Origin of the sequence: Vibrio fluminensis (genome assembly GCF_015278125.1) — a bacterium.
GTDB lineage: Bacteria > Pseudomonadota > Gammaproteobacteria > Enterobacterales > Vibrionaceae > Vibrio > Vibrio fluminensis.
In genome coordinates, this window is sequence record NZ_JADILO010000002.1 from 66,489 (window position 1) to 80,713 (window position 14,225).

14 protein-coding genes are annotated in these 14,225 nt (G+C 44.6%); all 14 read left to right on the forward strand.

What is annotated here, in order from left to right; translation table 11 throughout:
* Positions 1-5 precede the first annotated feature (5 nt).
* The 14 genes from IRQ95_RS02935 (at position 6) to IRQ95_RS03000 (ending at position 14,173) form a co-directional block, all read left to right on the forward strand.
* A complete protein-coding gene (locus IRQ95_RS02935) occupies positions 6-1,523 on the forward strand; it encodes a fumarate hydratase (RefSeq protein WP_194435515.1) in 1,518 nt (505 codons plus the stop codon).
* A gap of 258 nt (positions 1,524-1,781) precedes the next feature.
* Positions 1,782-1,967 (forward strand): hypothetical protein, encoded by a 186-nt coding sequence (locus IRQ95_RS02940; protein ID WP_075649063.1) that lies wholly within the window; start codon positions 1,782-1,784, stop codon positions 1,965-1,967.
* Between the two features lie 122 nt (positions 1,968-2,089).
* Positions 2,090-3,466, forward strand: coding sequence for a YcjX family GTP-binding protein (locus IRQ95_RS02945; protein WP_194435516.1), 1,377 nt, complete (start codon positions 2,090-2,092; stop codon positions 3,464-3,466).
* Positions 3,463-4,491, forward strand: coding sequence for a YcjF family protein (locus IRQ95_RS02950; RefSeq protein WP_194435517.1), 1,029 nt, complete (start codon positions 3,463-3,465; stop codon positions 4,489-4,491). Before IRQ95_RS02945 ends, IRQ95_RS02950 begins: the two co-directional genes overlap by 4 nt.
* A gap of 98 nt (positions 4,492-4,589) precedes the next feature.
* Positions 4,590-6,134 carry a transcriptional regulator TyrR gene (tyrR, locus tag IRQ95_RS02955; protein ID WP_194435518.1) on the forward strand — a complete coding sequence of 515 codons (1,545 nt, stop codon included), beginning with the start codon at positions 4,590-4,592 and terminating at the stop codon, positions 6,132-6,134.
* A complete protein-coding gene (gene rimJ / locus IRQ95_RS02960) occupies positions 6,134-6,718 on the forward strand; it encodes a ribosomal protein S5-alanine N-acetyltransferase (RefSeq protein WP_194435519.1) in 585 nt (194 codons plus the stop codon). The genes tyrR and rimJ overlap by 1 nt, the downstream gene beginning before the upstream one ends.
* Complete coding sequence (locus IRQ95_RS02965) at positions 6,715-7,305, forward strand: HD domain-containing protein (RefSeq protein WP_194435520.1); 591 nt, start codon at positions 6,715-6,717, stop codon at positions 7,303-7,305. Before rimJ ends, IRQ95_RS02965 begins: the two co-directional genes overlap by 4 nt.
* A 12-nt stretch (positions 7,306-7,317) precedes the next feature.
* Complete coding sequence (locus tag IRQ95_RS02970) at positions 7,318-7,791, forward strand: DUF2947 domain-containing protein (protein WP_194435521.1); 474 nt, start codon at positions 7,318-7,320, stop codon at positions 7,789-7,791.
* 259 nt (positions 7,792-8,050) lie between these two features.
* Complete coding sequence (locus tag IRQ95_RS22375) at positions 8,051-8,230, forward strand: hypothetical protein (RefSeq protein WP_194435664.1); 180 nt, start codon at positions 8,051-8,053, stop codon at positions 8,228-8,230.
* 233 nt (positions 8,231-8,463) lie between these two features.
* A complete protein-coding gene (locus tag IRQ95_RS02980) occupies positions 8,464-9,111 on the forward strand; it encodes a GTP cyclohydrolase II (protein ID WP_194435522.1) in 648 nt (215 codons plus the stop codon).
* Between the two features lie 168 nt (positions 9,112-9,279).
* A complete protein-coding gene (locus IRQ95_RS02985; RefSeq protein ID WP_194435523.1) occupies positions 9,280-10,542 on the forward strand; it encodes an imelysin family protein in 1,263 nt (420 codons plus the stop codon).
* A gap of 133 nt (positions 10,543-10,675) precedes the next feature.
* Entirely contained in the window at positions 10,676-12,070 is a 1,395-nt protein-coding gene (locus tag IRQ95_RS02990) for a di-heme oxidoreductase family protein (protein WP_194435524.1), read from the forward strand.
* Positions 12,071-12,078: 8 nt separating this feature from the next.
* On the forward strand, positions 12,079-13,107 hold the full coding sequence (locus IRQ95_RS02995) for an imelysin family protein (RefSeq protein WP_194435525.1): 1,029 nt from the start codon (positions 12,079-12,081) through the stop codon (positions 13,105-13,107).
* Complete coding sequence (locus IRQ95_RS03000; protein WP_194435526.1) at positions 13,097-14,173, forward strand: DUF1513 domain-containing protein; 1,077 nt, start codon at positions 13,097-13,099, stop codon at positions 14,171-14,173. Before IRQ95_RS02995 ends, IRQ95_RS03000 begins: the two co-directional genes overlap by 11 nt.
* The last annotated feature ends 52 nt before the right edge of the window (positions 14,174-14,225 follow it).

Consider the following 14,225-nt stretch of genomic DNA (forward strand, 5'->3'; position numbering starts at 1 on the left):
AAGCAATGACAGTAATCCGCAGAGAGGATGTGATCAGCAGCGTGGCTGATGCACTTCAGTACATCTCTTACTACCACCCACTCGATTTCGTTCAAGCCCTAGAACAAGCTTACCATCGAGAGCAAAGCCAAGCGGCAAAGGATGCCATCGCACAAATTTTGATTAACTCACGTATGTCGGCAGAAGGGCACCGTCCAATTTGCCAAGATACGGGTATCGTCACTTGTTTCGTCAATATTGGTATGGGTGTCCGTTGGGATGATACCGATATGACGGTACAGCAAATGGTTGATGAGGGCGTACGTCGCGCTTACACCAATCCAGACAACCCACTGCGTGCATCGGTTTTAATGGATCCAGCTGGTAAGCGTATTAACACCAAAGATAACACGCCAGCGGTGGTACACATCAACATGGTGCCGGGCAATGAAGTGGAAGTTCAAATTGCGGCAAAAGGCGGCGGCAGTGAGAATAAGACTAAGATGGTGATGTTAAACCCATCGGATGATATCGCTGAGTGGGTTGAAAAAACGTTACCTACAATGGGAGCAGGTTGGTGTCCACCGGGTATGCTCGGTATTGGTATCGGTGGTACGGCAGAGAAAGCGGCGGTGCTAGCCAAAGAATCGTTGATGGAACACATTGACATTCAAGATCTTATTGAGCGCGGTCCGCAAAATGCGGAAGAAGAACTACGTCTTGATATCTTTAATCGCGTAAACCGACTCGGTATCGGTGCACAAGGTCTTGGTGGTTTGACGACAGTGGTTGACGTGAAAATTAAAACTGCGCCAACTCACGCCGCTTCTAAGCCTGTGTGTTTGATCCCGAACTGTGCAGCGACACGTCACGTGCACTTCACGCTTGATGGCAGTGGCCCTGCGGAGCTAACACCACCGAAATTGGAAGATTGGCCAGATATTACTTGGGAAGCGGGTGAAAACACTCGCCGAGTCAATCTAGACACCATCACAAAAGAAGAAGTGATGGAGTGGAAAACCGGTGAAACGGTACTGTTATCAGGCAAGATTCTAACTGGTCGCGATGCTGCACATAAACGCATTCAAACCATGCTTGAAAGCGGTGAAGGGTTGCCAGAAGGCGTCGATCTTAAAGGTAAGTTTATCTACTACGTAGGCCCTGTAGATGCAGTGGGCGACGAAGTCGTTGGACCTGCGGGACCAACGACATCAACTCGTATGGATAAGTTTACTGATCTCATGCTCGAGCAAACGGGCATCATGGGTATGATCGGTAAAGCTGAGCGTGGTCCTGCAACGGTGGAATCAATCAAGCAGCACAAATCGGTGTACTTGATGGCTGTTGGCGGCGCCGCTTACCTAGTGGCTAAAGCGATCAAGAAAGCGCGCGTGGTTGCCTTTGAAGATCTTGGTATGGAAGCCATCTACGAGTTTGAAGTCGAAGATATGCCAGTAACCGTTGCGGTGGATTCTAATGGCGCAAATGCTCACCAAATCGGTCCAGATACTTGGAAAGTAAAAATCCAAGAAATGGAAGCTTAGTGAGACAGATGAGTGAAAAATAGAAAAGTGCAGCGAAAGCTGCACTTTTTTCTCTATACTGACAAAGGTAAGATAATCATAAGTTACTAATCTACTAACCTTTCTTACTTGGTGTGGTTGTGGTGTCTACGGCATGATTCGATTCACTTAAGAGTTCATTACATAGCTCGGCTATGTTTGGCGCTTTGTATCGTTTGCTAAATTGCAGCACTAGAGTATTTTAGGTAGAGATCAAAACAATAAGAACTAGGAGAACGCATGCCACGTTTTATTCAGATACTTCAAATCATTATTGCGGCTGTTGTTGGCTTTTTTGTCGGCTATGACTTAATCCTTCACGGGATCAGTATCTTTGATGAAAAGTACGTCACCATTACTTGTGTCTTGGTTGTCTTGTTAGAGATTGCCTTGTTTGTAATCTACAAGCTGATTGAAGACGACTAGAACGATGAATTTTCATTAAACTAATACATAAACCTCTGATATTTGTCAGAGGTTTTTTGTTCATCCCGCATTAATATTGTTCTTGGTACTGTAGCGGTAGTTAATAGAAAAAGAGAGATTCAATGAAGAGTATTAAACAAGAAGTGAATGATTTTTTGCACCGTAGCATGGACTCTCATGTGCGTGTGGCCGTAACTGGCTTATCTCGAGCGGGTAAGACGGCATTTATCACCTCACTGGTTAATCAACTACTTCATACCTCGACTCACAATCAGTTGCCCCTGTTGCACGCGACCCGTGATAAGCGCGTTATTGGTGCTAAGCGTGAGCCGCAAACCAATATGATGGTGCCGCGCTTTGCTTATGATGAGGCGATGACTCAACTGCATGGTACAGAGCCAAACTGGCCAGAGCCGACTCGCGATGTGAGTGAAATTCGTTTGGCGATTAAGTACAAACCGACCAAGAAAACCAAGAAATTATTGGGTGGTACTTCGACGCTTCACCTCGATATTATCGATTATCCGGGGGAGTGGCTGCTTGACTTACCTCTGCTTGATATGGACTTCGCTGAGTGGTCACAAAGCCAGTTTTCCGCACTATCAGGCAAGCGACTGGAACTGGCTCAGCCATGGCTTGAAGCGTTAGAAAAGGTCGATTTAAGCGCCGACATCGATGAGGTGATGCTTCAGTCGGTGGCAAAAACCTACACTGATTACCTGCACGCTTGTAAAGAGCAAGGATTACACTGGGTGCAACCTGGGCGGTTTGTTTTACCGGGCGAGCTTGAAGGTGCACCAGTATTGCAGTTTTTCCCGGTTCGTTTTGATAACGAGCAGAAAACTACGCGAGATAGCAATTTAGCGATGTTGAAAGCACGCTATCAGGAATACCAGAACAAGGTAGTTAAAGCGTTTTATAAGCACCATTTCTCGACGTTTGATCGTCAGATTGTACTGGTGGACTGTTTACAGCCATTAAACGCCGGTTATGAATCGTTTATGGATATGCGCAATGCATTAGAGCAGTTGATGCACAGCTTCCGCTATGGTCGCAGCAATATCGTTAAGCGTCTATTTGCGCCGCGTATTGATAAAATTCTATTCGCTGCTACTAAGGCAGACCATATTACACCAGACCAACACACGAATTTGGTCTCGTTACTACAACAAATGGTGCATCCTGCATGGCAAACCGCGTCATTTGAAAATATTGAAATGAGCTGTATGTCGATGGCATCCATTCAAGCCACCCAAACAGGCTTTATCGCGAGCGGCGATCAATCGATTCCTGCCTTGCAAGGCATCGCTATGGATGGGGCTCCGTTAACGGTTTATCCGGGTGAGGTGCCGAAGAAATTGCCTGCTGCTGATTATTGGCACAATAAAGGTTTTGAGTTCACCGCATTTAAGCCGATGCTAAGTCATCAAGATGAGCCATTACCGCACATTCGTATCGACAAAGCGCTGCAATATCTTCTGGGAGATAAACTGAAATGAGTGAATTTAAGTCAAAGCAAGTATTCAGTGAACCGTTGCAAGCAGAGCGAGATCCTGAGGTTGAGTTGAATGCTCACTTGCAGTTCGCCACTACTGATAATTTTGTGCCTACAAAAGTTGACGCTCAAGCGGAAAGTGAACAAGAGCAGCAGTTGGATAAGATTATTCGTCCAAACAAAGGTCGTAAATGGCTAGCAAGTGGACTTTTGGCGAGCTTTTCGCTGTTGGTCGGTTGGCAGGCTGTCGATACTGTGGTTCAGGCAGTACAGACCGCAGACTGGTTGGCGCTCGGCTGGGCTGGCTTTATCTCAACGATTGCGGCATTAGGTCTTGGCTCGATTGGCAAAGAGTTGTGGAAACTGCGTCGTTTACGTAATCACTTTTCGATTCAAGAGCAGAGTGAAGCGCTGCTCAGCAGTGATAGCGTCGGAGCAGGTAAAGCATTTTGTCAAAAACTGGCAGCCGATGGCGGCGTAAAACCAGAGTCACCGAGTTATGACCGCTGGCTAAATGGTCTTAATGCTTCACATAGCGATGCTGAAGTCTTGGATATGTATGATGCCATTGTGGTGTCTGAACAAGACAAATTGGCGACTCAAATCGTAACTCGCCACGCAACAGAATCCGCGGCATTAGTTGCGATAAGCCCGCTTGCCATTGCTGATATGTTGCTGGTGGCTTGGCGCAATTTTAAGATGATTAACAACCTCGCTGATGTCTATGGCATTGAACTGGGTTACTGGTCTCGCTTGCAGCTGTTTAAATCGACCTTGATTAATATGGCGGCAGCTGGCGCAAGTGAACTTGCCGTGGATGCGAGTATGGATTTGATGTCGATGGATCTAGCAGGCAAAGTGTCAGCGCGAGCAGGACAGGGCATTGGTGTGGGTATTTTAACCGCACGCCTTGGTATTAAAGCGATGTCTTTGCTGCGTCCGATGCCTTGGCATCCAGAAAGAGCGGTGAAATTGTCAGCAATTCGTAAGCAAATTGGGTTAAAAGTAGCCGAGCTGACAGTAAAATAGCGTGAATGTGACGCCCGTATTGTTGCACTGCTTGACGAAAAAATGGGGTTAGAGGAAACTACTGTCAACTTTTCCTGACACCCTATTAGGACTATTCTGTGCGTCTAGAAGTTTTATGTGAAGATCGACTCGGCTTAACTCGAGAGTTGCTTAATATTTTAGCTTCGAGAAATCTCGATTTACGCGGTATTGAAATTGATATCTCGGGCATTATTTATTTAAACTGCCCAGATATTGATTTCGAGACTTTCAGTGAACTAATGGCAGAGATTCGTCGAATTTCAGGCGTAAAGGATGTACGCAAAATTCAGTTCATGCCAATGGAAAGGCACAACACGGAACTGATCTCGCTACTGAATAACTTACCAGAACCAGTTTTGGCGATCGATTTGCGCGGCAATGTGGATATGGCCAACCAAGCAGCTCTGAGTTTACTTAATCTAGATGAAGAGCAGGTTATTACCCAGCCAATTAGCCATCTGTTGCCAAGTTTTAACTTCTCCAAATGGGCCGAAGGCAATATTACACGCCAACGCGAGAACATCGTGATCAATGGCTTAGACTACGTAATGGAAATTATGCCCGTCTACATTGAGACCGAGACACAAGAGTCTATCTTGGCAAGTACGGTGATGATTATTCGTGCAACTCAAGATAAGTCGCTGCTTAAACAAATGCTGCCAATGCAAAATAACCTTGGCTTCGAGCATTTTGTTGGTATTTCTAATCGTCATAAAGCCCTGATCAACCAAGCTAAAAAACTTGCTAATATGGACCAGCCACTGCTTATCCAAGGTGAGACGGGAACTGGCAAAGAGATGTTAGCACGCGCGTGTCATAATCGTTCTGATCGTGCAGAGCAACCATTTTTGGTATTAAGTTGTGCCTCTATGCCTGACGATGTGGCGGAAACAGAGCTGTTTGGTCACGGACCGGGCATGTTTAATCACAAAGAAGCGCACAAAGGCATTTTCGAACAAGCCAATGGTGGCACCGTATTCCTTGATGAAATCGGTGAAATGAGCCCGCATCTTCAGATTAAATTATTGCGCTTATTGCAAGATGGTCGTTTCCGTCGCGTGGGTGAAGAGCATGAAGTACAAGTTGATGTACGTGTGATTGCTTCGACCCGTCATCGCCTCGCGGATCTTGCTGAATCAGGATCATTCCGTGAAGACTTGTTTTATCGCTTAAACGTATTAACCGTACAGATCCCACCATTGCGTGAACGTACGACCGATATTGAGCCATTGCTTGAAATGTTCGTTGCCAAGTACGTGACTCAGTTAGGTATTCCCCGCCCGAATATGTCTGAAGACTTGATTGATCAGCTTAATTCATACAACTGGCCAGGCAATATGCGTCAGCTTGAGAATATGGTGTTACGAGCACTTACTGAGCTTGAGAGTGATACACTGACGGTTGAGCTGTTCCACTTACCGCAAATTGAAGCGGCTGTGGCGGCTGGCGCGAACTTGAGTCTTGATGGTTCGTTAGATGAAATTATGAAGGAGTACGAGTCGAAAGTTCTAGAGCGCTTGTATCAGTCATTCCCATCGAGCCGTAAGTTAGCCAAACGCCTTGATGTGTCTCACACCTCGGTGGCCAACAAGCTACGTGAATATGGAATTCGTAAGATTTGATGACGCGTGTGAGTACACCTCAACAAGTTTACGAGGTAGATGATGATATTGTACTCCGTACAGCGGAGCCTACCGATGGGTATTTAATCAGCGAATACTTTATAGCCAATCGCGCTCATCTAAAGGCGTGGGAACCGAAGAGAGAAGAGGCGTTCTTTTCTCTTTCAGGTTGGACACAAAAACTGATCAAGCTTAACGAGTTGCACAAGCTCGGTCTTGGTTATTACTTGCTTATTATCGATAAACCAAGCGGTGAAATGTTGGGAACGATTTCGTTTAGTAACATTACTCGTTTTCCATTTCACGCGTGTAATGTGGGTTATTCGTTAGGAAAATCGGCTCAAGGCAAAGGCGTGATGACTAAGGCGCTGACGTTGGCGGTAGACTACATGTTCGAGCATCAGCAAATGCACCGAATAATGGCCAGCTATATGCCACATAATCAGCGCAGTGAAGCGGTATTGAATCGTATCGGCTTTGAGAGGGAAGGCTATGCCAAAGATTACCTCTTAATCGATGGAGTATGGCGAGATCACGTATTGACCGCGTTAACCAACCAGAGTTGGAAAGAGAATAAGCAATGAAAAGTCGATTAGAGCAGCAACTCGCACTATTAATGGAAGTGGATAAACTGAAAGCGGTTTTGAGACGCACCCGAGTCAAGAGCGCTGATGGTCGGCTAGAGAACAGTGCGGAACATAGTTGGCATGTTGCTCTTATGGCTATCTTGTTGCAAGAATATGCAAATGAACCGGTTGATCTCAGTAAAGTGCTTAAAATGTTGCTGCTGCATGATATTGTTGAGATTGATGCGGGCGACACCTTTGTCTATGATACCGCTGCTTATCAGCAACAAACTGAAAAAGAGTTGGCAGCAGCTAAGCGCTTGTTTGCTCTTTTACCAAGCGATCAAGCTGAGGAACTCCAAGCAATTTGGCTTGAATTTGAATCTGCTCAGAGTGCAGAAGCTAAATATGCTAAAGCGCTTGATCGTATGATCCCAATGTTACTGAACTTTCACAATAACGGTCAAAGCTGGATAGAAAATGACGTTTCTACTCAGCAAGTGTTGACGATCAACCAACGTATTGAAGATGGTTCGAAAGTATTATGGGATGAAGCTAAACAAATGATTGAAGAAGCTAGCCAAAGAGGCTGGTTGAAGTCTTAATTGAGGAACACAATGTCTTATTTACCTTTGGACCAGTACCAAAGAAAATGGATTTTTACCCATCAGTCAATGCCAGTAGCAGAACAAGATCTAGAGTCGATCAAACCGATGGATCAAGCTCGTTCTGCTCAGCTATGGAAAGATAACATTAGCGCGCAGAGTCCTGATGCAGAACGACTGAGTTCTGGTGATTGGCCTATGAAACAAGATAATTGGTCAGAGAGTGTAGACTGGATGGCCGCTTGGGAATCAGATGACCAAGAACTGCCACAAGAAGTGTTAGCGCATATTGATTGGCAAGATGATGTAACTGTATATTTTTGTTATGAAAAATATAACATTATCGAAACTAAATGGTCTACATTTAAGAAGTGTTGGAAGAACTTTTTGTTTTACGATGACGGTCCGATTCTGATTGGCCGACGTCGTAGCGAAGTGCTGTGGTTTGGCGACAATGGTAAAGTCAAACTGGGTAAGCGCGATTAAGCAGTTAGGCTTAGCATAAAAGATCTTTACGAATTAACTAGAGCGAGTGATTTTGATCATTTCGCTCTTTTTTATGCCAGTAAGATCATTTTTGGATCCTTGAAACCATAATAAATCAATATGATGTATTGTGATATCAGTCCCAGTATTGTTTATTAATTGTGCGCAGATCGGCGATTTTGTTATCATTAATCTCATATTATTGATTGATGCAATCATAAACTATCGGATTAATTTAGATTTTACAGGAAGTGCTGCTGTGGAAACATTGCTTATACAACTTAAAAAGGACTTCTATCGAAACATCAGCGCCTTACAGGCGAATACCTTGCCGCATAGCGAGCCAACGTTGAATGTTCTGACTGATGAAGAACTCAAAGAATTAGAGCACGTTTGGGTAGAATTATCTGTCTGGCAGCGTAATCAAGTTTCCTGTTAAACGCAGTTAATAAATTGATATTTGAGCCCTAGCTTACTGGTGAAGCTGGGGCTTTTTATTTTTCGATGAATAGGATTTGTGTGGCAGGATTGAATGCTAATGATCGGATGCAAAAGATGCGATAAATTTTAACTAACACATCACAAGCTTGTTTTGTTATATTATAACAAATGTGATCTAAACATTGAATTCTTGGGTAAGAGTCCTCATAGTTAGCGATAGAGGCGTTTGAAATGAATGCGATCACACAAATAGAAAACACAGAATTTCAAGTGAGTATTAATATGGCGGAAGTACGTGCCAGAGTAGACTTTAAAGTCGGAATCGGAAGTAAAATTAACGCGGAAATCCTTTCATTTAACGGGTTGAAGACTGATAAAGAACATGTCGCAGTTGTTTTTAAGCAAGCAGACCAATCTCAGCAGGTGCCACTAGTCAGAATGCACTCGGAATGCTTAACTGGTGATGTTTTCCATTCCTCACGCTGTGACTGTGGTGAGCAGTTAGATGAAACTATTGAGCGTATGGGCGAAGCTGGCGGTATCATTCTTTATCTACGCCAAGAAGGGCGTGGGATTGGTTTATATAACAAGATTGATGCTTACCGATTGCAAAGCCAAGGTATGAATACCTACGAAGCGAATAATCATTTGGGTTTTGGTGATGATTTGCGTGATTTCACTGAGGCGGCGCAAATGTTGCTGGCGCTAGGTGTAAGCAAGATTCGTTTGGTGACTAATAATCCTAAGAAAGTGCGCGAGCTTCAAGAACACGGAATAGAAATTGAAGAAGTAGTGAATACTTTAGCGCACATCAAAGACGGCAATGAGAGCTATCTAAAGGCCAAAGTTTCTCATGGCAAGCATTTGCTGAAACTGTAAAAGATAGACTTGTAAAACGATTTGATTAAAACCTCACTTTTGTGAGGTTTTTTTGTTTTTGCCTTGAAAAATAAATGTAACCAAGTATTATTCCCATCTCGCAAAGTAAATGATAATAATTTGTAGTTACATTACGTGACGTTCTTCAAGCTCAACAAGGACATTATAATGAAGGCAAAAACACTTTTGGCGCGCTCAGTTGCGGCCACTTTCTTAGTTGTAGGTACTTCAGCTTTCGCTGTAGACGTAACTAAGCAACAGGTTGTTGAACATTATGCCGATTTAGCCCACGCAGTTTTTTCTGACTCCCTTTCTACCGCTAAATCACTTGATCAATCGATTGAATTATTCCTGGCTGCACCTACTGCGGCTAAGTTTGAACAAGTTAAGCAAACATGGCTTGAATCACGAGTTCCATACCAGCAATCAGAAGTATTTCGTTTTGGTAACGCAATTGTTGACGATTGGGAAGGGCAGTTGAATGCATGGCCACTCGATGAAGGGCTGATTGATTACGTTTCTTCTGACTACCAATACGAGCTTGGCAATGAAGGCGCCGTTGCTAACATAGTTGCAAATAAACAATTGACGATCGGTGCAACTAAACTAGATGTCGCTAAAATTACGCCGGAGTTGATTGCTGAACTGAATGAAGTCGGCGGCTCTGAGGCGAACGTAGCTTCAGGTTACCATGCGATTGAGTTTCTACTTTGGGGACAAGATCTAAATGGTACCAATGCTGGTGCAGGTGAGCGTGCTTACACTGATTTTGTGGTTGGCAAAGAGTGTACGAACGGTAACTGTGATCGTCGCGGTGAGTATTTACGCGCTGCTGCAGATCTTCTAGTTCAAGATCTAGAGTGGATGGAAAAGCAGTGGTCAGCGAGCGAGAAAAGTAATTATCGCGAAGAGCTACTGAAAGATTCTGCCGACAACGGCTTACGTAAGATGCTGTTTGGGATGGGCTCACTATCACTAGGCGAACTTGCGGGTGAGCGAATGAAAGTAGCTCTAGAGGCGAACTCAACTGAAGATGAGCATGATTGTTTCTCGGACAACACGCATAATTCGCATTACTACAATGAGCAAGGTATCTACAACGTTTATACCGGTACATACAATAAAGTCGATGGTAGCAAGCTGGAAGGCCCTGGTATTTACGCTCTCGTTGCAAACAATGATCAGAAAGCGGCTGACGAGATCCAAAAGCAGTTTGATACGACACGTGCTCAAGTTGGACAGTTGGTAACTGCAGCCGAGAAAAATAATCAGCATTTTGATCAGCTTATCGCCGCAGGCAATACTCAGGGTAATGCACTCGTTAACGAAACTATTATGTCTCTAGTGGCGCAAACCGCGTCAATTGAGCGTGCAGCTAACTTGATTGGTATCGATAGCTTGAATCCAGATACGGCTGATCACGAGTTCTAAAATTATTTTTGATTGATAACCAAGATAATTTGAGGGCTCGTTTGAGCCCTTTTTTGTCTTACTTCAGAACCAGTTCAGCGGGCAGCAAACAAAAATAATTCGCTGGATTCTAGACACTAAAGAGAGCACTGGAATGATGCGGTATTTAAATTCTTCTCTAGCAGCAATATTGATCCTATCTAATTCTTTTTCTACCTTCGCTAATGAAGTCAAAACAGGTGGTAACACTGCGGTTAAAAAAGAGGGCGCTAACGCGTTTTCTCTACCAGCGGGTAACTTACCAATGAGTAAGCGTCTTGATTTTAGCGTTGGCAATAGTTTCTTCCGTAATCCTTGGGTTCAAGCGCCAGCCTCAACCGACGCTCGTGATGGCTTAGGACCTCTTTTTAACACCAATGGATGCCAAAACTGTCATATTAAAGATGGTCGTGGACACCCGCCGGAGCCAAATGATATTCATGCGGTTTCTATGTTGGTACGTTTAAGCATTCCGGCTATGACGGCAGAGCAAAAGCGAGCGTTTATTAAAGATGGCGTGATCCCTGAACCAACCTATGGTGGCCAGTTGCAAGATTTTGCTTTGCAGGATCAAAAGCCAGAAGGAAAAATCAAGATTACTTACAGTGAAGTTCCGGTTGCTTTTGCCGATGGGACACAAGTTTCCCTGCGTAAGCCACATTTGACGATTACTGATCTTGGGTATGGAGAGATGCATCCAGATACGATGATGTCGGCGCGAGTGGCACCGCCGATGATTGGTTTAGGGCTCTTAGAGCTTATTCCTGATGAAACGCTTATCGGGTGGAGTGATGAAAATGACGCAAATAAGGACGGCATTTCTGGCAAAGCAAATCGTGTATGGGATGTACAAAAACAAGATTTTGCATTAGGTCGCTTTGGTTGGAAAGCAGGGCAACCCACTTTGATGCAACAAAATGCGGCTGCATTTAATGGTGATGTGGGTTTAACCAGTAACTTGTTCCCAAATGAAAACTGCACTAGCAACCAGACAATTTGCAGTGATTTACCTAATGGTGGTCAACCAGAAGTCAGTGACAACATCCTAGATTTTGTCGAGTTTTACACTCAACACCTTGCTGTGCCGATTCGTCGCAATGTTAATGATCCGCAGGTCAAGCAAGGACAGGCGCTATTTAAACAAGTGGGTTGTCAAAGTTGTCATAAAACCGATATTAAGACTGCCAAAAGTACCGAATTACCAGCTCTATCGGAGCAGCTGATCCACCCTTACACCGATATGTTGTTGCATGACATGGGAGAAGGGTTAACAGATAACCGTCCTGAATATTTGGCCAATGGGCAAGAATGGCGCACGCCACCTCTTTGGGGGCTTGGCTATACCGAAGAAGTCAATGGCCATACTTACTTTCTTCATGATGGCCGCGCACGCTCATTAATGGAAGCGGTATTGTGGCATGGTGGTGAAGCTGAGAACGCTAAGCAACAGGTCTTAAAGTTCAATCAAAAAGAGCGTGATGCCCTCATCGCGTTTCTAAACTCGCTTTAGAGGTTGGCATGAAAAATTATTTGTATCCGAGTTTAGCGACGTTCGCGGTATTAACACTGCCGATTAGTGGCGTAGCACAGGCCACGACTTTGCCTAGTCAACATATGAGCCAAGGGGTTTATTTGGTCGAACTATCGGCAGCGAAGACATTTAGCCAGCAAGCTTCAGAACTTGATAAAGTGCTGAATGAGTTCTGTCGCTCAGGTGAGGGGATTCATACTCTGCAGTCTCAGTGGCAACAGACGATGCACGCTTGGATGGCGCTTCAAGGTCAAGAACGTGGCCCTCAGGGGGCTTTAGAGCAGAGCTGGAATATACAGTTTTGGCCCGATAAAAAAAATACCACAGGGCGTAAAATGTCTGCATTGGTAAAACAAGATAAACGCGATTGGAGTGCCGAAGATATTTCCCAGCAAAGCGTGACCGTGCAGGGACTAGGTTCGATGGAGTGGTTGTTATACGATAAGGCATCCAACTTTAAAACCAGTAAAAATACCTGTGCGCTCGGTGCCGCGATAAGTCGAAATCTATCGAATAATGCAGCAACCGTAGCTGAAGCGTGGGAGGAGAATCCCTGGACTGAGTTGCCGCAAAAAAACTGGGAATCCGAATACATCGCCTTACTGTCTAATCAACTCGATTATACGATGAAAAAGCTTAGTCGTCCGTTAGCCAAAGTGGGTAAACCTCGTCCTTACTTTGCTGAATCATGGCGCTCTGAAACATCACTAAAGAATCTTGAACATAATGTTGTCGCGCTCAAACGACTCTATCTGGCAAACGGTCAAGGTTTAGATGCTTACCTGCGTCTAATAGGAAAACCACAGCTTGCCGATCGAATTTTGGCACAGTTTAACCAGACGTTAGAGACATGGCCAACCGAGACTAGTCTATTTGCACTTCTACAAACAAAATCGGGTTATCAGTCGGTTCTAAATCAATACAACAAATTGGAAAGATTGAATTATCTGATTCACGAAGAGGTCGCAATTGAGCTTGGTGTAGTAATAGGGTTTAACGCAACTGATGGTGACTGATACAACGCGTAGAACGCTGCTTAAAGCAGCGTTGTTTGGCGTAGCGACGCCGATGACAGTTTTTGCGAGTGAAGGTAAGACACGTTCACAACCTAGCCTGATTGGATGTGCATTAGAAGGTCGAGATCGATACAGTGTGGTGGTTGCTGACCATCAAGGTATGCCGTTATCTCGTTTGCCATTACCAGAGCGTGGGCATGGTATCGCTATCAATACGTTACGTCAGCACGCTGTAGCGTTCGCACGTAGACCTGGCAGTTATTTGATGGTGTTTGATTATGTTAGTGGGGAGATGATTCGCATAAATAACGCGGCATCTAACCGTCACTTTTATGGACACGGCGTTTATTCTAATGATGGCAAACATCTCTTCGCAACGGAAGGTGAACGCTCAAGTAGCCGCGGTATTATTGGCGTTTACGATGTAGAGAGTGATTATCAAAAAGTAGATGAACTTAGCGGCTTCGGATTGGGGCCGCACGAAGTGATCATTATGCCAGATGGCACCTTAGTCATCGGTGTTGGCGGCGTGCATACAGATGGGCGCACGCCTAAGAACCTTGATACGATGCAACCCAGTTTGAGTTATTTGTCCCAAACTGGAATATTGCTCGAGCAACATGAATTGCCGGATCGTCATTTGAGTATTCGTCACTTGGCTCATGACGGTGACAAAACCGTGTTATGTGGACAGCAATATCGAGGTGAGCCTGATGAGTATCCGGCTTTGCTTGCTATGCATACTGCTGGTGGCGAGATTGAGCCACTCCAAGCAGAACCCGAGCAATGGGCAAGGTTTAGGCACTACATTGCGAGTATTGCAGCATCCGAGGAGTGGATCATAGCGACCTCACCACGAGGCAATTGTTATGGAATATGGTCTAAAAAGTCTAGACAGTTAGTTGAGTTAGCTCCTTTGCCTGATGCTTCTGGTGTAGTGGCCAAGGATGGGAAGTTCCTAATTAGTTCAGGTTCGGGGGCTGTTATTGCTCAATCTCAACCTCGAGACAAGTCTTCAGTTTTTACATCTATTCAATGGGATAACCATTGGAGTATCATTAGCTAATCATTGGCTAGATTATTAAATCTCTGATTAATAAAGGATTAAACAAAGCCTG

Coding starts and splice junctions, on each gene's coding strand:
- IRQ95_RS02935 (WP_194435515.1), top strand. CDS start 6: ATGACAGTAATCCGCAGAGAGGATGTGATCAGCAGCGTGGCTGATGCA.
- rimJ (WP_194435519.1), top strand. CDS start 6,134: ATGACGCGTGTGAGTACACCTCAACAAGTTTACGAGGTAGATGATGAT.
- IRQ95_RS02990 (WP_194435524.1), top strand. CDS start 10,676: ATGATGCGGTATTTAAATTCTTCTCTAGCAGCAATATTGATCCTATCT.
- IRQ95_RS02945 (WP_194435516.1), top strand. CDS start 2,090: ATGAAGAGTATTAAACAAGAAGTGAATGATTTTTTGCACCGTAGCATG.
- IRQ95_RS02965 (WP_194435520.1), top strand. CDS start 6,715: ATGAAAAGTCGATTAGAGCAGCAACTCGCACTATTAATGGAAGTGGAT.
- IRQ95_RS02950 (WP_194435517.1), top strand. CDS start 3,463: ATGAGTGAATTTAAGTCAAAGCAAGTATTCAGTGAACCGTTGCAAGCA.
- IRQ95_RS02985 (WP_194435523.1), top strand. CDS start 9,280: ATGAAGGCAAAAACACTTTTGGCGCGCTCAGTTGCGGCCACTTTCTTA.
- IRQ95_RS02970 (WP_194435521.1), top strand. CDS start 7,318: ATGTCTTATTTACCTTTGGACCAGTACCAAAGAAAATGGATTTTTACC.
- IRQ95_RS02980 (WP_194435522.1), top strand. CDS start 8,464: ATGAATGCGATCACACAAATAGAAAACACAGAATTTCAAGTGAGTATT.
- IRQ95_RS03000 (WP_194435526.1), top strand. CDS start 13,097: ATGGTGACTGATACAACGCGTAGAACGCTGCTTAAAGCAGCGTTGTTT.
- IRQ95_RS02995 (WP_194435525.1), top strand. CDS start 12,079: ATGAAAAATTATTTGTATCCGAGTTTAGCGACGTTCGCGGTATTAACA.
- IRQ95_RS02940 (WP_075649063.1), top strand. CDS start 1,782: ATGCCACGTTTTATTCAGATACTTCAAATCATTATTGCGGCTGTTGTT.